Below are 19120 nucleotides of genomic sequence, written 5' to 3' on the forward strand. Positions count from 1 at the left end.
GGCTTTCCGGTGTTTCCGACGCTCCTGCGAGCGCCGCGAAAAAATGTCCTCCTTTTTGGGGACATTCAATGCCGGGTCGAGCACCCTCCGCATGCCACGATTGTGGAGATGACAACGCTGCCCGAAGAGCGTCGCCGGCCCGGGCGCCGTCGCCCGCTCGACGCCCTGCTCCTGCTCGCGCGTCCCCTCCTCCTCGTTTCCTTCGCTCTCTACCAGCTCGAGGTCCGCCGCAATCTCTACCCCCGAGACACGCCGTCAGCGGCCTTCGAGGGTGTCGACCCGGTTCGCCTGCTCTTCATCGGCGACGTCGCCGTCTCCGGCCACGGCGTCCTGAGCCACGGGCTGACCGTGGTGTCGCGGACCGCGGAGCGCATCGCCGTCGATTCCGGCCGCGGCGCCACGTGGACGGTGGTCGCCGAGCCAGACCTCACGCTGGCCAAACTGGTGGCGCGCCGCGAGATCGGCGCTGCGGGCGTCGAGGTGGCCTACGTCGCGCTCGGCATTCCCGACGTCTTGCTCATCACCCGACCGGAGCGCTGGTCGCGCGACCTCGAGACCGTGGCGCGCAGGATCCAGAGCGAGTCCGGTCTGCGCGCGTGTCGCGTGGTGATCTCGGGGATCCCGCCGCTGTCCGACTTCCGGCCGATCCGGCCCGCCGTGCGCCGCATCATCAACCGGCAGGTCGACCGCCTCAACGCCGCCAGCGCCGACCTCGCAGCGTCGGTGCCCGGCCTGATCTTCGTGCCGTTCCCGACCTGGCGCATCGGCGACATGTACATCAAGCAGGCATTCTCCTGGCGGACGATGCACGACGCCTGGGCCGAGACCTTGGCGTCCGTGCTGCGCGCCTGACGCCCCTCCCGCAGGTCACGGGGGTGGCGGAGCACCCCTCGGAGGCGCGAGATGCAAGGCGGAGGAGGAGGGCCATGGCGGAGCCATTGCCGACGACGACAACGCCGCAGGTCGCGGGGGTGGCGGAGCGCCCGTCGGAGGCGCGAGATGCAAGGCGGAGGAGGAGGGCCATGGCGGAGCCATTGCCGACGACGACAACGCCGCAGGTCACGCCCCCGAGGGGTGCTCGCTGTCGACGTCTTTGGCGAGGGTGCCGAGGTAGAGCTCGATCACCTTCGGGTCGTCGGCCAGCTCGTGGCCGGTGCCCGAGTAGGCGTTGCGGCCTTGGTCGAGCACGTAGCCGCGGTCGCAGATCTGCAGGCAGCGCCGCGCGTTCTGCTCGACCATGATGACCGAGACGCCGGCCTTGTTGATGCGGCGGGTGCGGATGAACGTCTCGTCCTGGCGCACGGGGAGAGTCCCGCGGACGGCTCGTCGAGCAACAGCACCTTGGGGTCCATCATGAGGGCCCTGGCCATCGCCACCGACTGCCGCTCGCCGCCCGAGAGGGATCCTGCGCGCTGATCGCGCCGATCGGCCAGGACGGGGAACAGGTCGAAGATCACGTCGAGGCGCTCGGCGAACTTCTTCGGGCGGAGGAACATGCCCATCTGGAGGTTCTCCTCGATGGTCAGCGACGGGAAGACGTTGTTCGTCTGCGGCACGAAGCCGATGCCGGCCTGGACGAGCTTGTTGGCCTTCAGGTTGGTGATGTCCTGGCCGGCGAGCGTCACGCTGCCGGAGTGGATCTTCACCAGGCCGAACAGCGCTTTCAGCAGCGTCGACTTGCCGGCCCCGTTCGGGCCGATGATGCCGATCAGCTCGCCGGGGTAGCAGACGAGGTCGCAGTTGTTCAGGATGTTCACGCCCGGCAGGTAGCCGGCGACGAGGTCGTCGGCTCGCATGATCGGTTCTTGGCCGGCGAACTTCTCGGTGCCCTTGTGAACGGTGGTGTCGATGGTCGTGCTCATTTGTCGTCCTCGGCGGGTGCGTCGATCTGGTGCTCTTCTTCGTTCAGCTCCGGGGCCGGCTCGCGGCCGACCCGCTCCGGTTCTGCGGAGCCGCGGGCGGCGTCCTCCTGTTTGACCTCGGCCTCGAGCTCCTCGAGGGTGTCGTCGGTCAGCAGGGAGTCGTCGCCGAGGTCGGTGTCGTGGTGGGCGCCCAGGTAGGCGTCGATCACCGCGGGGTTGTCCATGACGGTGTCCGCGGGACCTTCCGCGACGATCCTGCCCTCGGCCATGACGATCACCCAGTCGGAGATGTGCCGGACCATGTGCATGTCGTGCTCGACGAAGAGCACCGTGGTGCCCTCGTCGCGCAGGCTCTGGATGTGTCCGAGGAGCGACTGGGTCAGGGCCGGGTTCACGCCGGCCATCGGCTCGTCGAGCATGATCATGGCCGGATCGCTCATCAGCGCCCTCGCCATCTCGAGCAGTTTGCGCTGGCCGCCCGACAGGGATCCTGCGTAGTCGTCCTTCTTCTCGAGCAGCTTGAAGCGCTCCAGCAGATCGATGGCTTTGAGCTCGATCTCGGCTTCGCGCTTTTTCCAGAGCGGTTTCACGATCGCGACGAAGAAGTTCTCGCCCGGCTGGTCCTTGGCGCCGAGCAGCATGTTCTGCATGACCGTCAGTCGGGAGAGCGCTTTGGTCAGCTGGAAGGTGCGCACCATGCCGGTGCGGGCCACCTTGGCGGCACCGACGGCGCTCATGGCCTTGCCGTCGAACACCCAGCGGGCGGTGTTCGGGCCGCGGTTGGTGATCGACGGTGCCGAGTTCGGCTTGTCGAATCCGGTGAGCAGGTTGAAGAAGGTGGTCTTGCCGGCGCCGTTCGGGCCGATCAGAGCGGTGATCGCGCCCCGCTGCACCTCGACGTGCCCCACGTCGACGGCGGTCATGCCGCCGAAGCGACGCACGACGTTGTCGACGGTGAGGATGGGATCGGGCTTCGCGCTGCCCGGCTCCTCGGTCACCGTCGCCAGCTTGCGACGCAGCTCGGTGCGGTCGTAGTCGTAACCGGGAATGCTGCCCCGCGGGGTCTTCGTGGTCTCAGACACTGAACGACAGCTCCCTCTTGTTGCCCAGGATGCCCTGGGGTCTGAAGATGATCAGGCACATCAGCGCCACTCCGACGAGCACGTAGGAGAACTGCACCGTCTGCTGCCCGTTCATGATGGACGACGGGATGAAGTCCTGGGCCAGCGTCTGTACGAGCAGGCGCATGACGAAGAACAGGATCGCGCCGAGGATGGGTCCGAACACCGTCGCGGCTCCACCGAGCAGCAGCGCCGTGTAGATGAAGAACGTCGTCGATCTCCCGAGGCCGTCGGGCTGGACGGACGACGGCAGCACGTAGATGATGCCCGCGATGGCACCGATCAGGCCGCCGAGGATGAGCGCCTGCAGCTTGTAGCTGTAGACGTTCTTGCCGAGGCTGCGCACGGCGTCCTCGTCCTCGCGGATGCCCTTGAGCAGCCGGCCCCACGGGCTCCGTGCCAGCGCCCAGACGAGCAGCGCGAACAGGGCCACGAGGCCCCATCCGACGATGCGGATCCACCAGCCGTTGACACCGTTGTTGTCGTAGTTGAACCAGAGGATCTGCGTGGTGCCGTCCGGAAGGGGCGACAGGGCGTTGAACGGACCGTTGTAGGTGTTGCCGGTGATGCCGTTCGAGCCACCGGTGACGTCGGTCAGGATCGACGATCGGCCGACCATGCGGATGATCTCGGCGGCCGAGATGGTCACGATGGCGAGGTAGTCGCCCCGCAGCTTCAGCGTCGGCAGTCCGAGTATCAGAGCGAATGCCAGCGCCACGATCAGAGCGACCAGCACGGCGAGGAAGATCGGCAGACCGCGCTCGATCGAGATCGCGAAGCCGTAGGCGCCGAGCAGGAGGAACGCGGCCTGGCCGATGTTCAGCAGGCCTGCGAAGCCGAAGTGGATGTTGAGCCCGATGGCGGCGATCGCGAAGGCGGCGGTCGTCGGCGCGAGCGCCTGGACGGAGAGCGATTGCAAGAGGCTGACGATGTAGTCCATGAGTGGTCTCCTTTAACCGATGCGCTCTCGGCGACCGAAGATGCCCTGCGGTCGGAACATGAGAATGATGATGAGGATCAACAGCGCCGTCGCGTACTTGAAGTCGCCTGGCAGCACCAGGTTCGTGAGCTCGACGATCATGCCGACGATGAGCGAGCCGACCAGGGCGCCGAAGGCGGTGCCGAGGCCGCCGAGGGTGACCGCTGCGAAGATCAGCAGCAGGATCTGGAGGCCGAGCTCCCAGTTCACGCCGTTCAGCACCAGGCCGAGCATGACGCCGGAGAGGCCGGCGAGGCCGGCGGCGATGGTCCAGACGAGCCGGATGATCCTGTCGACGTCGATGCCCGAGGCGGCGGCGAGAGCAGGGTTGTCGCTCACGGCGCGGGTCGCGCGGCCGGTCCTGGTCTTCAGCAGGAACAGGCCGGCGAGCACGAGGACCACGACGGAGATCCCCATCGCGACGTACGACTGGACCGTCAGCACGACGCCGCCGATGTCGACAGTCTTCGGGTTGGCGATGCTGATCCGGACCGTTGCGGCGCCGTAGAAGTACTGGAACGCGTACTGCAGGGCGATCGAGAGGCCGATCGTCACGATCATGAGCTGCGTGAGGCTGAGCCCCTTCTTCCGCAGCGGCTTCCAGATGAGCTGGTCCTGGAAGAAGCCGGTCGCCGCCGAGATGACCACGGTGATCACCGCCGCCAGGATCAGCGGAAGGCCGAGCACGTTGGCGAAGGTGTACGCCAGCAGCCCCCGAGCGTCACCTGCTCGCCGTGCGCGAAGCTCTGGAGGCCCGTGGTCCCGTAGACGAGCGAGAGGCCGATGGCGGCCAGCGCGAGCAGGAGCCCGAGCCGGAGACCGGATGCGGCCTGCTGCGCGAGCCGCTGGAACGAGAAGTCGTCGCCCGAGGTGTTGTTGTCGATCACCGCGCCCTTGGTCGTCGAGAGCTGGAAGATGGTGCCGGCGCTCGAGCCGAGTGTGACGGGGACCTTGCGGTCGTTCGTCTTCTCGTTGGCGAGGTACTGGCCGCTCGGGAGCGTCCCCTCCTTGAGCGTGACCGTGTACGTGCCGGACGACTTCGCCGCGATGGACCAGCGTCCGGTGCCGTCCGTGACGCTGGTCAGTGCCGCGCCGGTCGGCGGCTTGGCAGAGATCGTCACGCCCTTGGCCGGCTTGCCGTCGCTCCGCAGCAGCGTGCCCTGGATACACGCGGTGGTCGCATCGGTGGCACACGTCGTCGTGGCCGCACTCGCGGTGCCCGGTGCGAACGCCAGCGACGTGAGACTCGCCAGGAGTCCCAGCAGCAGCACCGCTGCCAGGATCGCCAGGGAGTGACGCCGTCGGGCGGGTGGTGTGTTCGTTGGGACGAGAATCACAGAACCTCCTGGACGGCCCAGTCGGACATTTCCCCGAGGGTCTGGCTCGCCGTCGTCGTTGACAGTACTTTCCCTATGTGTCCGCTGTGTTTCCGCGATAACACAGTAGAGACACAGGAGTCTAAATGGTTCCTAGGCCCTGGCAGTGACATCGGGAATGGAATCGCCGCGCCTGGGTTAAGATGTACCACCGGTGATCGACGGCGAAACCGGGCTCCCCGTTCCCGTTTTCTCCCTTCGAGAGGTGGCTCATGGACCAGCCGGATCCCTTCGGTTTCATCGGACTCACGTACGACGACGTCATGCTCCTGCCTGGGCAGACCGACGTCATCCCTTCCGAGGCCGACACGTCCTCGCAGCTGACGAAGCGCATCCGCGTCGCCACGCCGCTGCTGTCCGCCGCGATGGACACCGTCACCGAGTCGCGCATGGCCATCGCCATGGCGCGCCAGGGCGGCATCGGCATCATCCACCGCAACCTGTCGATCGAAGACCAGGCGGCGCACGTCGACAAGGTCAAGCGCAGCGAGTCCGGCATGATCACGAACCCGGTCACGACCACTCCCGACGCCACGGTCGCCGAGGTCGACGCGGTGTGCGGGCAGTTCCGCGTCTCGGGCCTGCCGGTCATCGAGCGCGACGGCACCCTCGTGGGCATCATCACCAACCGCGACATGCGCTTCGTCTCCAAGTTCGAGATGGCCACCACCTACGTGCGCGACGTCATGACCAAGGCGCCGCTGATCACGGCCCCCGAGGGCATCGACCCCGACTCCGCCGTCGCGATCTTCGCCCAGCACAAGATCGAGAAGCTGCCGCTCGTCGACGAGCAGGGCAAGCTCCGCGGCCTCATCACGGTCAAAGACTTCGACAAGACCGAGAAGTACCCCGACGCCACGAAAGACGACGCGGGCCGCCTCCGCGTCGGTGCGGCCATCGGCTTCTTCGGCGACGCCTGGCAGCGCGCCCAGGCCCTCCGCGACGCGGGCGTCGACGTCCTCGTCGTCGACACGGCCAACGGCGAGAGCACCGGCGAGCTCGACATGATCAAGCGCATCAAGGCCGATCCGACCTTCGCCGACATCGACGTCATCGGCGGCAACGTCGCGACCCGCAGCGGCGCCCAGGCCCTGATCGATGCCGGCGCCGACGCCGTCAAGGTCGGCGTGGGCCCCGGCTCGATCTGCACCACGCGCGTCGTCTCCGGCGTCGGGGTCCCGCAGGTCACCGCCGTCTACGAGGCCTTCCTCGCCGCCCGCGAAGCCGGCGTCCCGGTCATCGCCGACGGTGGTCTCCAGTACTCGGGCGACATCGCCAAGGCCCTCGTGGCCGGTGCCGACACCGTCATGCTGGGGTCGCTCCTCGCCGGCTGCGACGAGAGCCCGGGCGAGATGGTCTTCATCAACGGCAAGCAGTTCAAGGCCTACCGCGGCATGGGCTCCCTCGGAGCGATGCAGACGCGAGGCAAGAACACCTCGTACTCCAAAGACCGCTACTTCCAGGCCGACGTCCCCAGCGACGACAAGCTCATCCCCGAGGGCGTCGAAGGGCAGGTGCCCTATCGCGGCGCCCTGTCGAACGTCGTGTACCAGCTCGCCGGCGGTCTGCGTCAGTCGATGTTCTACGTCGGCGGTCGCACGATCCCCGAGCTCAAGGCCCGCGGCAAGTTCGTCCGCATCACGGCGGCCGGTCTGAAAGAGAGCCACCCGCACGACCTCCAGATGGTCGTCGAGGCGCCCAACTACCGCGGCTGACCCGCCCCTCCCGTTTCGCCGCAAGACGTTTCGCGGACACATCACCCTGCCGCGGCAGGGTGATTCGTCCGCGAGGCGTCTCGTTATCCACACGCGGCGTCGGAGACCGTGCAGCCGGACGACGGGTTCGGGATCCTGCCGTCATGACTTCCAGCAACCGTCTCGATGTCGGGACCGAACTCATCCGCAGCAGCACCTCCGACCGGGCTCTTCGTCGGCTTGCAGCAGCCGGAACCCTCGTGACGCTCGCCCGCGGCTGTCACGTTGCCCGTGATCTCTGGGAGGAAGCGGATCTCGATCATCGGTTCCGGCTCCGGATCGCCGCCGCACGGGCCATCAGCCGAACGGCACCCGTCCTGTCTCACGCCGCGGCCGCGTACGTGTGGGACCTCCCGTGGATCGGGCCGTGGCCCGACCTCGTGTCGGCCACCGATCCCACCCGGTCGTCCACCCGAAGCGGCAGTCTCGTGCGCTGGCACAGTTCTCCGCTCTCCGTCGGCGAAGTGGTGCGCTACCACGGCGTTGCCGTGACGACCCCGACGCGGACCTCCGTCGACCTGGCGCTCACCCTCCCGTTCTCGTCCGCCGTCGCCCTCGTGGACGGAGCCCTGCAGCGGGGAGCAACCGATCGCGCTCGACTCGGCGAGGCCTTGAACCGCCGGTGCGAGGCACGGAACGCCCCCTCCGCGGGGCGCGCTCTGGCGTTCGCCGATGCCCGTGCGGAGTCGGCGGGCGAGTCCATGAGCCGGGTGTCGATAGCCGAGAGCAGGATCGACGTGCCCGACCTCCAAAAGGAGTTCCGCGACGGCGAGGGGCTGATCGGGTTCGTCGATTTCTGGTGGCCGCGATGGGGCGTCGTCGGAGAGTTCGACGGCGACAAGAAATACCTGCGGCCGGAGTTTCGCGGCGGCCGGTCCACCGAGCGGGTGTTGCTCGACGAGAAGCGCCGGGCCGACCGGATCCAGGCGTTGCCTCAGGTCCGCCGCCTGGTGCGCTGGGGTTGGCGGGAGGCCCGCGATCCTGCGCTCCTGTCCGGCCGGCTCGGCCTGCCCGGTCGTCGATAGGGTCTGCGGCGGTGTGGTTCCGAGCGGCGCTGCGCTGCGCGGCGCGGGTTGCGCGGGGTGGCGCTGCGCTGCGCGGCGGCTGCCGCAAAACGTTTCGCGGACAATTCGACCTGCCGCGGCGGGTCGCATTGTCCGCGAAACGCGCTACGGCGGGCGGGACAGAGGCGACCGGTAGGGTTGACGCGTGACTGAGGTAGAGATCGGCGTGGCCAAGCGCGCCCGCAGGGCATACGCGTTCGACGACATCGCGATCGTTCCGTCGAGGCGAACCCGCGACCCGCACGACGTCAACGTCGGCTGGTCGATCGACGCCTTCCAGTTCGAGACGCCGATCATCGCGGCTCCGATGGACTCCGTCGTCAGCCCGGCCACGGCGATCCGCATCGGCCAGCTCGGCGGCCTCGGCGTGCTCGACCTCGAGGGCGTCTGGACGAGGTACGAAGACCCCGAAGCGGTCCTGGCCGAGATCCGCGGGCTCCCCGACGAGATCGCGACGACCAGGATGCAAGAGATCTACGCCGCCCCCATCCGCCCCGATCTCGTGGCCGCCCGTCTCGCCGAGATCCGTGCAGCGGGTGTCGTGGTCGCGGGGGCACTGAGCCCGCAACGCACGCAAGACCTGTACCAGACGGTGGTCGACGCCGGTGTCGACATCTTCGTTATCCGTGGCACCACCGTGTCAGCAGAGCACGTCTCGAAGAACACCGAACCCCTCAACCTCAAGAAGTTCATCTACGAACTCGACGTCCCGGTGATCGTGGGCGGTGCGTCCACGTACACGGCGGCGCTGCACCTCATGCGCACGGGTGCCGCCGGCGTCCTGGTCGGTTTCGGTGGCGGCGCGGCGTCGACCACGCGCGCCTCGCTCGGCATCCACGCGCCCATGGCGACCGCTGTGGCCGATGTCGCCGGTGCTCGCCGCGACTACCTCGACGAGTCGGGTGGCCGCTACGTGCACGTCATCGCCGACGGGGGCCTCGGCACGTCGGGCGACCTCGTCAAGGCCGTCGCCGTCGGCGCCGACGCCGTCATGCTCGGCGCCGCTCTGGCCCGCGCGAACGACGTTCCCGGTGGCGGTTTCCACTGGGGCGCCGAGGCGCACCACCCCGAGCTCCCGCGCGGCCGCCGCGTTCGGGTCGGCACCACGGGCACGCTCGAGAACATCCTGTACGGCCCTGCTCCCACGGCCGACGGCACCGCCAACCTCATGGGCGCCCTGCGCCGCTCGATGGCGACGACCGGGTACAGCGACCTGAAGGAATTCCAGCGGGTCGAGGTCGTCGTAGCTCCGTACCACCCGCACTGAGCACTGGTCAGGCGGCCCCCTCGGGGCGTTGAATGGGCTCGAGCGGCAGCGACGCCGTTCGACCTCATCCGACGGAGGAACGCATGGCCCTCTCAGCATCCGCGTCCATCTCGAACAAGCTCGGTCCGGCCGAGCGCGAGGCCGCCCTGGCCGCCCTGAAGTCGAAAGAGCTCGACATCCTGGTCATCGGAGGAGGCGTCGTGGGCGCCGGGAGCGCTCTCGACGCCGTCACGCGCGGGCTCAGCGTCGGCATCGTCGAAGCTCGCGACTGGGGCTCCGGTACCTCGAGCCGCTCGTCGAAGCTCGTACACGGCGGCATCCGCTACCTCGAGCAGCTCAATTTCCGGCTGGTGCGCGAGGCCCTGATCGAGCGCGGTCTCCTGCTGCAGCGGATCGCCCCGCACCTGGTCAAACCGGTCCGCTTCCTCTACCCGCTCAACAAGCGCGTGATCGAGCGGGTCTACATCGGCGCGGGCATGCTGCTCTACGACCTGTTCAGCTGGTCGGGCGGGCGCCCGCCCGGTGTGCCGCACCACCGCCACCTCTCCAAGTCGCAGGTGCTGCGGTCGATCCCGAGCCTGTCGAAGGACGCGCTCGTCGGAGGCATGACCTACTACGACGCCCAGGTCGACGACGCGCGCTACGTCTCCTCGCTGGTGCGGACGGCGTCGAGCTACGGTGCGCACGCCGCGAGTCGGGTGCGAGTCGAAGGATTCGTCAAGGTGGGGGAGCGCGTGGTCGGCGTGCACGCCCACGACATCCAGACCGGCGAGCAGTTCGACATCCGCGCGAAGCAGGTCGTCAACGCGACCGGAGTCTGGACGGACGACACGCAGGCCATGGTGGGGTCGCGCGGGCAGTTCAAGGTCCGAGCGTCGAAGGGCGTCCACCTCGTCATCCCGCGCGACCGGTTCCAGTCGAAGATGGGCATGATCCTGCGCACCGAGAAGAGCGTGCTCTTCGTCATCCCGTGGGGCAGGCACTGGCTCGTCGGCACCACCGACACCGACTGGAACCTCGACAAGGCGCACCCGGCGGCGACCGCCGCCGACATCGACTACATCCTCGAGCACGTCAACAGGGTCCTGGCGGTGCCGCTCACGCGCGACGACGTCGAGGGCGTGTACGCAGGACTCCGCCCGCTGCTGGCCGGGGAGTCCGACCAGACCTCGAAGCTGTCGCGCGAGCACATCGTGGCTCACACCGTCCCCGGCCTGGTCGTCGTGGCGGGCGGCAAGTGGACCACCTACCGCGTGATGGCGAAGGACGCGATCGACGAGGCCGTGGCAGCGCTCGACGGAAAGATCCCGGAGAGCATCACGCAGGAGATCCCCCTGCTCGGCGCCGAGGGGTACTGGGCGGCGATGAACAAGGCCGGCAAGATCGGCCGTGCCTTCGGCGTCCACCAGGTCAGGATCGAGCACCTGCTCAACCGGTACGGAACTCTCACCGACGAACTCCTCGACATCATTCGCGACGATGCCTCGCTCGCCGAGCCGCTGCCGGGCGCTGACGACTACCTCCGGGCCGAGGTGGTCTACGCCGCGGGCCACGAGGGAGCCCTTCACCTCGAAGACGTCCTCGCCCGCCGCACGCGCATCTCGATCGAGGCGTGGGACCGCGGTGACTCGGCCGCGCCCGTCGCAGCGAAGCTGATGGCGGGTGTCCTCGGCTGGACCGACGCCCAGACCGAGGAGGAGGTCGGCAACTACCTCACCCGGGTGGCCGCGGAGAGGGCGAGTCAGCTCGAACCGGACGACGCCTCGGCGGATCGCGTGCGGCTCGAGGCGCCGGACATCGCTTTCGGGTTCGAGGAGGACGACGTCGTCGTGAAGCCCGCGGAAACGGCGAAAGCGGCGCCGCGACCCGCCTCGAAGCCGCGGCCCCGCAAACAACACTGACGGTTTCGCTCTGGGCGTGCTGAACCGCGGTTCCGTTCGGAACAGACGGGGCAGGATCCTGGTTATCCACAGACAGGTACAGCCCGGCTTCCGCCCGTCCCCCCGACGGTAAGCTGAGACGACTGCCCCCGAGCTTCTGGAGACCAGCCCATGGTTGACGTTCGTCGTGTGAAACTCCCCGGTGTGGGAGTCCTTCACACATTCATCACCGATGACGGTGGCAAATGCGGTGTCATCACCCACCGCTCCGGTCACAGTGACCTGATCACCTTCAGCGACGAGTCCGACGACAAAGACGTCACGAAGGTCTCGCTGCGACTGAGCGAAGACGAGGCCCACACTCTCGCCGAGCTCCTCGGTGGTACCCGGATCACGGAGTCCCTCTCGGCCCTCGAGCAGATGCCCGGCCTCAGCATCGACTGGTTCACCGTCGACTACGACGACCACATCGCCGGTCAGCCCCTCGGCGATCTCTCGGCCAAGGGCGTCGTCGGCCTCACCGTGGTCGCGGTCGTCCGCGGCGAGACCGCCAACCCCGCCCCGTCTGGTGACTTCCGCGTGTTCCCCGGCGACACCCTCGTCGTCGCCGGTTCGCCCGAGAAGGTGGCCAAGGCCTTCGCCTTCTATCGCAGTGGCGCCCTCAAGCACGCGACGGCCGTCGCCGGGGCAGTCGACTCCCCGCCGGGGGCGTCCGCGCTGCCCAGAGAGTAGGCGCATGCACCTCGGCCAAGAGCTCGTCGTCCTCGGCGTCCTCCTCCTGATCGCGTACGTTCTCGGAAGGCTCGCCAAGCTCATCGGCCTGCCCACCATTCCGGTGTACATGGTCGTGGGTCTCCTGGCGAGCCCGCACGTCGGCTGGTTCCCGCTCAGCTTCGGGGCCGACAAGATCGAACTGATCGCGATCTTCGGGCTGATCCTGCTGTTGTTCAATCTCGGCCTCGAATTCGATCAAGACGAATTCTTCGGCAACGTCGGGCGGCTCGTGCTGTCGGGCGGCAGCTACATCCTCGTCAATATGGTCGTCGGCCTGGCCTTCGGTTTCTGGGTCGGCTGGGGCACCCGAGAGGCCCTCATCATCGCCGGGATCACGGCGACGTCGTCGAGCGCGATCGTCACCAAGCTCTTGATCGAGCTGGGCCGACTGGCCAATCGCGAGACGCCGATGATCCTGGGCATCACGGTCGTCGAAGACATCTTCATCGCGATCTACCTCGCCATCGTCTCCGTCGTCCTGAGCGGCGAGACGGCTCCTCTGCCCGTCATCGGCAAACTGGCCATCGCCTTCCTCTTCTTGATCGTGATGTTCACGATTGCGCGCTGGGGCGGCAAATGGGTCTCCCGGCTCATGCGCACCAAAGACGACGAGCTCTTCACGGTGCTGTTCTTCGGGCTCGCCGTCATGTTCGCCGGCATCGGCGAGATCCTGGGCGTGACCGACGCCATCGGGGCCTTCCTCATCGGTCTGGTCTGCGGCGCGACGCGTTTCCGCAACCGCATCGAGACCTTCGCGCTGCCGATGCGCGACGTCTTCGCCGCCTTCTTCTTCCTCAACTTCGGGCTGAGCCTCAACCCGGGGTTGTTCCCCCTCGTCATCTGGCCCGTGGTGGGCGCCGTCGTCATGACCCTCGTGCTCAACGCCGGCGCCGGGCAATTCGTCGCCTGGTTGAACAAACTCGGCCCCCAGGCCGGCATCAACGCGTCGTCGATCCTGCACAATCGCGGTGAATTCGCCCTGATTCTGGCGACACTCTCCCTGGGCGCGGGGCTCGATCACCGCATTCAGCCCTTTGCGGGCCTGTACGTGCTCGTCATGGCCGTGATCGGTCCCCTGCTCGCGGCCAATTCCGAGCGGATCGGGGGCGTACTCTTGCGATCGCGGAAGAAAGCCGGCGCGTCCGACCGAAACCGCCAGGCGGTCCCTCGTCACAGCGAAGAGATCGCCCTGATGGAAGCCGCGCTCGCGGGCGACCGCCTGCCGGGCGATCAGCCAGACGACGACCTCGAGGCCGTCGCCCTGGCGCTCGGCGACGACGACGTCGTGGCGGGGAGCGGTGCCGAAACCCAGCGCACCGCCGAGGCCGCGGTCGCCGACGAGTTCGACGACTACGACCTCGACGACGAGTACGACACCGACCAGTCCGCCGTCTACGACGCGGCGGCCGAGCAGGCCGGGCAGCAGTCCGACCAGCGAGCGACCAGGCAGAGAGATCCCGAGTACTGATGCACGACACCGCGACGCGACCGGGCCCCGAGCTCCCCGAGACGATGTGGGAGGTCGCGAGGCGACCCCGCTGGATCGGGATGCTCGTCTTCGCCCTCGCGGTCGCGGCACTCTTCGCGTATCTCGGGCACTGGCAGCTCGACCGGAGCGTCGAAAGTCTCAAGCCCGTGAACACGGGGTCGGAGACCCGGAAGGTCCTCTCCGACGTCACTGAACCGCAGACCGAGTTCCTCGACAAGATGACCGGGCAGAAAGTGTCGGTCACGGGCTCGTTCGCGCCGAGCGACTTCACCGTGCTGAGCGGCCGGATCCAGCAGGGCAAGACCGGCTATTGGCTGGTCGGCCGCTTCGTCGACTCGACCGACCAGTCGTCGCTCGTCGTCGCGCTCGGCTGGGGCACGACGCGAGCCGAGGCGCGGGAGGCCATCCCGTCGATTCCGCTGGCGCCCACCGTCGAGACGTTGTCCGGACGGTACCTCCCGACGGAGGCCGCCGACGACGGCAAGTTCACGCAGGGGCTCCAGACAGTCGTCTCCGTTCCGCAGCTGATCAACCAGTGGTCGAACTTCTCGGGCGACGTCTACAACGGCTATGTCGTCGACCACCGCGGCTGGGGCGGGCTCACCCCGATCTACTCGCCAGCCCCCATCGACAAGGCCACGCTCAACTGGCTCAACGTCTTCTACGCCGTCGAGTGGGTCGTCTTTGCGGGCTTCGCGATCTTCCTCTGGTTCCGGCTCGTGCGCGACGCGTTCGAGCGCGAGACCGAGGAGGCCGAAGAGGAAGCAGCCCTCCTCGCGGCCTCGCCGCCGACCCCCACGCGCACCGAATAGCCTCCAGACAACCTCGATTAGACTGGCCCCCATGCCCCTGAAGCCCCGGCCGCGCAACATCCCCAAGATTCCGGGGGCCGTGCGCCTGTACAAGATCTCCGCCTACGTCACGGGCGTGATGCTCCTCCTGCTCTGCATGGAGATGATCCTGAAGTACACGGGTCTGCACACCGAACTCGCCCTCGGCGACTCGCGCGGGCTCTTCGTCCCCGCCGGCACCATCCGCAGCCCGGCCATCGACCTCTCGCTCACCATCCTGATCGTCCACGGGTGGCTCTACGTCGTCTACCTGTTCGTCGACTTCCGCCTCTGGAGCATCATGCGCTGGCCGTTCTCGCGGTTCGTACTGATCGCTCTCGGCGGTGTCATCCCCTTCCTGTCCTTCTTCGTGGAGAGCCACATGGCCAAGATCGCCCTGTCCCAGTACGAGACCCTCCAGGCCGAGCGTGCCGTGGCCCAGACGGCCACCGCATGAGCGACGAGACCACGCAGCAGCCCGTCCTCGTCGTCGACTTCGGCGCGCAGTACGCCCAGCTGATCGCCCGGCGCGTGCGCGAGGCCAACGTGTACTCCGAGATCGTGCCCCACACGATCACCGCGGCCGAGGTCGCCGCGAAGAACCCCGTCGGCATCGTGCTGAGCGGTGGCCCCTCGAGCGTGTACGAGGCGGGCGCGCCGTCCCTCGATCCTGCGATTCTCGACCTCGAGGTCCCTGTCCTGGGAATCTGCTACGGCTTCCAGGCGATGGCTGTCGCCCTCGGCGGCGAGGTCGCCCAGACCGGCCTGCGCGAGTACGGGGCGACCGATGTCGTCCTCACCGCGACCGATTCCACCCTGCTCGGCGGACAGCCCGCAGAGCAGACGACCTGGATGAGCCACGGCGACTCCGTGTCGAAGGCTCCGGAGGGCTTCGAGGTGCTCGCGTCGAGCGCGTCGACTCCGGTCGCCGCCTTCGCCTCCGACGCTCGGCGGCTGTACGGCGTGCAGTGGCACCCCGAGGTCAAGCACACCGCGTACGGCCAGGCCGTTCTCGAGAACTTCCTCCACCGCGCGGCGGGCATCCCCGCCGACTGGAACAGCGGCAGCGTCATCGCCGAGCAGGTGGCCCGCATCCAGGAGCAGGTCGGCGCCGGTCGCGTCATCTGCGGCCTCTCCGGCGGCGTCGACTCCGCCGTCGCTGCGGCCATCGTGCACGAGGCCGTCGGCGACCAGCTCACCTGCATCTTCGTTGACCACGGCCTCCTGCGCGCCGACGAGCGGGCGCAGGTCGAGAAAGACTACGTCGCAGCCACGGGCATCCGGCTCGTCACGATCGACGCCGAGAAGCAGTTCCTCGACGCTCTGGCCGGAGTCACCGACCCCGAGCAGAAGCGCAAGATCATCGGCCGCGAGTTCATCCGCTCGTTCGAAGAGGCCGCGACGGCTCTCGTGCTGGAGGCCGACGCGTCGGGTTCGGGCGAGGCGGTCAAGTTCCTCGTGCAGGGCACCCTCTACCCCGACGTCGTCGAGTCGGGCGGTGGCACGGGCACCGCGAACATCAAGAGCCACCACAACGTCGGCGGACTTCCCGAAGACCTGCAGTTCGAACTGGTCGAGCCGCTGCGTGCCTTGTTCAAAGACGAGGTCCGTGCCATCGGCCGCGAGCTCGGGCTGCCCGAGGTCATCGTCGGACGCCAGCCGTTCCCCGGCCCGGGCCTCGGTATCCGCATCGTCGGCGAGGTCACCTTCGAGCGCCTCGAGCTCCTCCGCGCGGCCGACAAGATCGCGCGCACCGAGCTGACCGCTGCCGGCCTCGACGGTGAGATCTGGCAGTGCCCCGTGGTCCTGCTCGCCGACGTCCGCTCGGTCGGCGTCCAGGGCGACGGCCGCACCTACGGTCACCCGATCGTGCTGCGCCCCGTCTCCTCCGAAGACGCGATGACCGCCGACTGGACCCGCCTGCCCTACGACGTCCTGGCCCGGATCTCCAACCGCATCACCAACGAGGTCGCCGGCGTCAACCGCGTCGTGCTCGACGTGACGTCGAAGCCGCCGGGCACCATCGAGTGGGAGTAGCCCCGCCGCCCCCACGACTCACGAGAATCCCGTGATTTCGGCCCTCACCGGGCCCACATCACGGGATTTTCCTGTTGTCGCGACACCGGCGCCGATCCTGCCCTAGCGGATGGCGCCCGTGAGCGCGGCAATCAGCGCGACGACCCCGACCACCATGAAGAAGCCGCCAGCGAGCGCCATCAGGAGCGGCGGCTGCGTGTTCGGGCCGACGCGGATCCCCTGTCGCTCGCGCCGCGCGCGGGCGGCGTTCGAGACGGTCCGGCGGAAGACGATGAAAAACGCGCCGAACAGGATCGCGAAGGGCCCCCACAGCAGAGCGAAGGTGTGAGCCGTCATGGTGCCATCCAACTCGGGGCGGAGACGTGTGGTTAGCGGGCGAGCGGCCGGTCGGGTGGTCGGCCGGTCGGCCAGTCGTGCCGTGGGTCTCGGTGGCGCCCGGAGCGTCGGCGAGGCGGGGACGCGGCGGGACCGGGTGTGCGTGAGATGACCCCATCTGTCGGGTCGCAGACATGCGGGCGACAGAACCGGCCATCTCATGGAGGGCCGCCGCCTGTCACGCAAAGAGCGGGCCGCCCCGAAGGACGGCCCGCTCTTGCGACAGAAGTCGCTAGTTGTTTCCGCGCAGGATGGCCAGCATGCGCAGGATCTCGGTGTACAGCCACACGATCGTGACGACCAGCCCGAAAGCCGCCTGCCATCCGAAGATCCGCGGGGCACCGCGGTCGACGCCGACCTTGATCTGCGTGAAGTCGAGAACAAGGGAGTACGCCGCCAGGACGACGACGACGATGCCGATCCAGAACCCCAGGGGAATACCCAGGAACTCGATGCTGCGGAGCCCGAACTGACCCTTGGTCACGCCGAAGATCTGCAATGCGAAGCTGATCAAGGAGAACGCCAGGTAGCCGAACATCGCGACGAGGAAGATCTGCGTCGCGCGCTTGGACGCTCGTACCTTGCCCGACGCGAAGAGAGCGAGAGTCACGCCGAAAACCCCGAGTGTGCCCAGAACGGCCTGAACGACGATCCCGTCGTAGGCCGCTTCGAAGTAGCTGGACAGACCGCCGACAAGCAGCCCCTCGAAGCCGGCGTAGGCCAGGACAAGAGCGCCGGACGGGCGCTTCTTGAAGATGTTGACCAACGCCAGGACGAAGCCCACGATGCCACCGACGATGGCGAGCGCCGGAACGAACCACCCGACAGCCGCACCGACGAGCAACACGGCGAAGGCGCCGACGGTTTTGGCGATGGTGTCTTCGTAGGTCATCCGGTCGGTGTCGACCGGCGATGCGCTGGGCTGGTTGTACATCGCCTGCAGCTGCTCGGCCGTCATGCCGCCGTTGACGACGGGCTGGCGGGCGGCGGCCTGGGCGTTCTGCCACTTGACGAGGTCGTTGCTGTTGTTCGAAAAAGCCGGCGACTGACTGAAGCCGGGATTCGAGTGAGCCATTGGGTCCTCCGAGGATCCGTGCTGGTGAGGCACAACTGTTGTGGCCTCACAGCTTACGCGAGGCTCGAGGTCTCGCCACTGAGAATTTGCCTGATGAGAGGCGGGATTCGCCGAAAGCATAACTGCGCGACCTGCAGGTTTGCAGTTGCTGCAGCAGGGGCCGAGGGCGCTAGCGTGAAGGGGTGAGCCGAGCCCCGATCGTCATCGCCCATCGCGGAGCCTCCGGGCACCGCCCCGAACACGGGGCGGACGCCTACCGGCTCGCCGTCGAACTCGGCGCCGACGCCATCGAGCCCGACATCGTCGCGACGCTCGACGGCGTCCTCGTCCTCCGCCACGAGAACGAGATCTCGGGTACCACCGACGTGGCCGACCACACCGAGTTCGCCGACCGCCGCACCACGAAAGAGGTCGACGGTGCCGCTGTCACCGGTTGGTTCACCGAAGACTTCACCTGGGCGGAGCTGTCGACACTGCGGATCCGCGAGCGCCTGCCGAAGCTGAGACCCGCTTCGGCGGCGCACGACGGCGAGGGCAGGATCCAGAGACTGGGCGACCTCCTCGACCTCCTCGACGCGGACGACGTTCGAAGCGCCCGCGGCGGAGCGGGCGTCGGCCTGGTCGCCGAGATCAAGCACGCCACCTACTTCGAGTCGATCGGCCTTCCCCTCGACGAGCTCGTGGCAGCCGAGCTGACGGCCTCGGGCTGGGCGACCGATCCGCGCCTGACGGTCGAGAGCTTCGAGCGGACCGTGCTGGGCAAGCTGCGAGCTCGCGGCGTGACGGGACGCTCGGTCTACCTCCTCGAGTCGAGCGGGGCGGCCGCCGACCTCGTCGCGCGGTCGGGCTCGGCCGCGCCCCAGTACCTCGAGCAGCTCGAACCGGCAGCCCTCGCCGAGCTGGCGTCGGGAGCCGACGGCGCCAGGATCGACGGCATCAGCCTCGACAAGAAGATGCTGATCGACGCGGCCGGGGTCGCGGATCCTGCGCTCGTCGCTCGTGGCCACGCACTCGGCCTCGACGTCTTCACCTGGACGGTCCGCCCCGAGAACTCCTTCGTCAGCAAGGCGCTCCGGAGCAGTTCCCACAAGGCCGACTTCGGCCACTGGCAGACCGAGCTCGCCCGCCTCGTCGGCACGGGGGTCGACGGCGTCTTCGCGGACTATCCGGAGCTCGTGCGGGTCGCGCTCGCGGAGGAACCTGCTGCCCTGTGATCCCGGGGCCGGCGATGTCGGTG

General features: G+C 68.1%; 17 protein-coding genes and 1 pseudogene. 11 read left to right on the plus strand and 7 right to left on the minus strand.

The genetic code is table 11. The features are described from left to right. Positions 1-108 precede the first annotated feature (108 nt). The gene (locus tag QUE79_RS06650; RefSeq protein WP_286345982.1) at positions 109-852 is read left to right on the plus strand and encodes an SGNH/GDSL hydrolase family protein; all 744 of its coding nucleotides are present in this window, start codon (positions 109-111) and stop codon (positions 850-852) included. A 207-nt stretch (positions 853-1059) separates the two neighbouring features. On the opposite strand, the pseudogene QUE79_RS06655 reads toward QUE79_RS06650, so the two are convergent. The 5 genes and pseudogenes from QUE79_RS06655 to QUE79_RS25310 all read right to left on the minus strand — a co-directional run bounded on the left by QUE79_RS06655 (position 1060) and on the right by QUE79_RS25310 (position 5299). Then, positions 1060-1796, minus strand: a pseudogene (locus QUE79_RS06655) (ABC transporter ATP-binding protein). 62 nt (positions 1797-1858) lie between these two features. Further along, complete coding sequence (locus QUE79_RS06660; protein WP_434011076.1) at positions 1859-2911, minus strand: ABC transporter ATP-binding protein; 1053 nt, start codon at positions 2909-2911, stop codon at positions 1859-1861. Positions 2912-2936: 25 nt separating this feature from the next. Beyond that, positions 2937-3923, minus strand: a complete 987-nt coding sequence (locus QUE79_RS06665) for a branched-chain amino acid ABC transporter permease (RefSeq protein ID WP_286345983.1) — start codon at positions 3921-3923, stop codon at positions 2937-2939. A 12-nt stretch (positions 3924-3935) separates the two neighbouring features. Further along, positions 3936-4649, minus strand: coding sequence for a branched-chain amino acid ABC transporter permease (locus tag QUE79_RS25305; protein ID WP_350271654.1), 714 nt, complete (start codon positions 4647-4649; stop codon positions 3936-3938). Continuing rightward, positions 4631-5299: a carboxypeptidase-like regulatory domain-containing protein gene (locus tag QUE79_RS25310; RefSeq protein ID WP_350271655.1), complete on the minus strand. Its 669-nt coding sequence runs from the start codon at positions 5297-5299 to the stop codon at positions 4631-4633. The genes QUE79_RS25305 and QUE79_RS25310 overlap by 19 nt, the downstream gene beginning before the upstream one ends. A gap of 251 nt (positions 5300-5550) precedes the next feature. On the opposite strand from QUE79_RS25310, the gene guaB reads away from it, so the two are divergent. From guaB to guaA, 9 genes are all read left to right on the plus strand, one after another. Next, on the plus strand, positions 5551-7053 hold the full coding sequence (gene guaB / locus QUE79_RS06675) for an IMP dehydrogenase (protein WP_286345984.1): 1503 nt from the start codon (positions 5551-5553) through the stop codon (positions 7051-7053). 143 nt (positions 7054-7196) lie between these two features. After that, a complete protein-coding gene (locus QUE79_RS06680) occupies positions 7197-8117 on the plus strand; it encodes a hypothetical protein (RefSeq protein WP_286345985.1) in 921 nt (306 codons plus the stop codon). A gap of 184 nt (positions 8118-8301) precedes the next feature. Beyond that, the gene (locus QUE79_RS06685) at positions 8302-9423 is read left to right on the plus strand and encodes a GuaB3 family IMP dehydrogenase-related protein (RefSeq protein WP_286345986.1); all 1122 of its coding nucleotides are present in this window, start codon (positions 8302-8304) and stop codon (positions 9421-9423) included. An 83-nt stretch (positions 9424-9506) separates the two neighbouring features. After that, positions 9507-11324, plus strand: coding sequence for a glycerol-3-phosphate dehydrogenase/oxidase (locus QUE79_RS06690; RefSeq protein ID WP_286345987.1), 1818 nt, complete (start codon positions 9507-9509; stop codon positions 11322-11324). A 150-nt stretch (positions 11325-11474) separates the two neighbouring features. Beyond that, entirely contained in the window at positions 11475-12035 is a 561-nt protein-coding gene (locus tag QUE79_RS06695) for a cation:proton antiporter regulatory subunit (protein ID WP_491018485.1), read from the plus strand. Positions 12036-12039: 4 nt separating this feature from the next. Then, positions 12040-13545, plus strand: a complete 1506-nt coding sequence (locus QUE79_RS06700) for a cation:proton antiporter (RefSeq protein WP_286345989.1) — start codon at positions 12040-12042, stop codon at positions 13543-13545. Further along, on the plus strand, positions 13545-14378 hold the full coding sequence (locus tag QUE79_RS06705; protein ID WP_286345990.1) for an SURF1 family cytochrome oxidase biogenesis protein: 834 nt from the start codon (positions 13545-13547) through the stop codon (positions 14376-14378). The genes QUE79_RS06700 and QUE79_RS06705 overlap by 1 nt, the downstream gene beginning before the upstream one ends. Positions 14379-14409: 31 nt before the next feature. Beyond that, positions 14410-14853, plus strand: coding sequence for a DUF3817 domain-containing protein (locus QUE79_RS06710; protein ID WP_286345991.1), 444 nt, complete (start codon positions 14410-14412; stop codon positions 14851-14853). Beyond that, the gene (guaA, locus tag QUE79_RS06715) at positions 14850-16433 is read left to right on the plus strand and encodes a glutamine-hydrolyzing GMP synthase (RefSeq protein WP_286345992.1); all 1584 of its coding nucleotides are present in this window, start codon (positions 14850-14852) and stop codon (positions 16431-16433) included. Before QUE79_RS06710 ends, guaA begins: the two co-directional genes overlap by 4 nt. A 102-nt stretch (positions 16434-16535) precedes the next feature. On the opposite strand, the gene QUE79_RS06720 is transcribed toward guaA, so the two are convergent. Together QUE79_RS06720 and QUE79_RS06725 are read right to left on the minus strand one after the other, a co-directional pair. Beyond that, positions 16536-16769: a hypothetical protein gene (locus QUE79_RS06720; protein WP_286345993.1), complete on the minus strand. Its 234-nt coding sequence runs from the start codon at positions 16767-16769 to the stop codon at positions 16536-16538. A gap of 271 nt (positions 16770-17040) precedes the next feature. Further along, positions 17041-17883: a Bax inhibitor-1/YccA family protein gene (locus QUE79_RS06725; RefSeq protein WP_286345994.1), complete on the minus strand. Its 843-nt coding sequence runs from the start codon at positions 17881-17883 to the stop codon at positions 17041-17043. Between the two features lie 182 nt (positions 17884-18065). Here QUE79_RS06725 and QUE79_RS06730 point away from each other — a divergent pair, with 182 nt between their 5' ends. Beyond that, entirely contained in the window at positions 18066-19097 is a 1032-nt protein-coding gene (locus QUE79_RS06730) for a glycerophosphodiester phosphodiesterase family protein (protein WP_286345995.1), read from the plus strand. The last annotated feature ends 23 nt before the right edge of the window (positions 19098-19120 follow it).

The sequence above is a fragment of the Frondihabitans sucicola genome (assembly GCF_030296615.1).
In the GTDB taxonomy this organism is placed as follows: domain Bacteria; phylum Actinomycetota; class Actinomycetes; order Actinomycetales; family Microbacteriaceae; genus Frondihabitans; species Frondihabitans sucicola.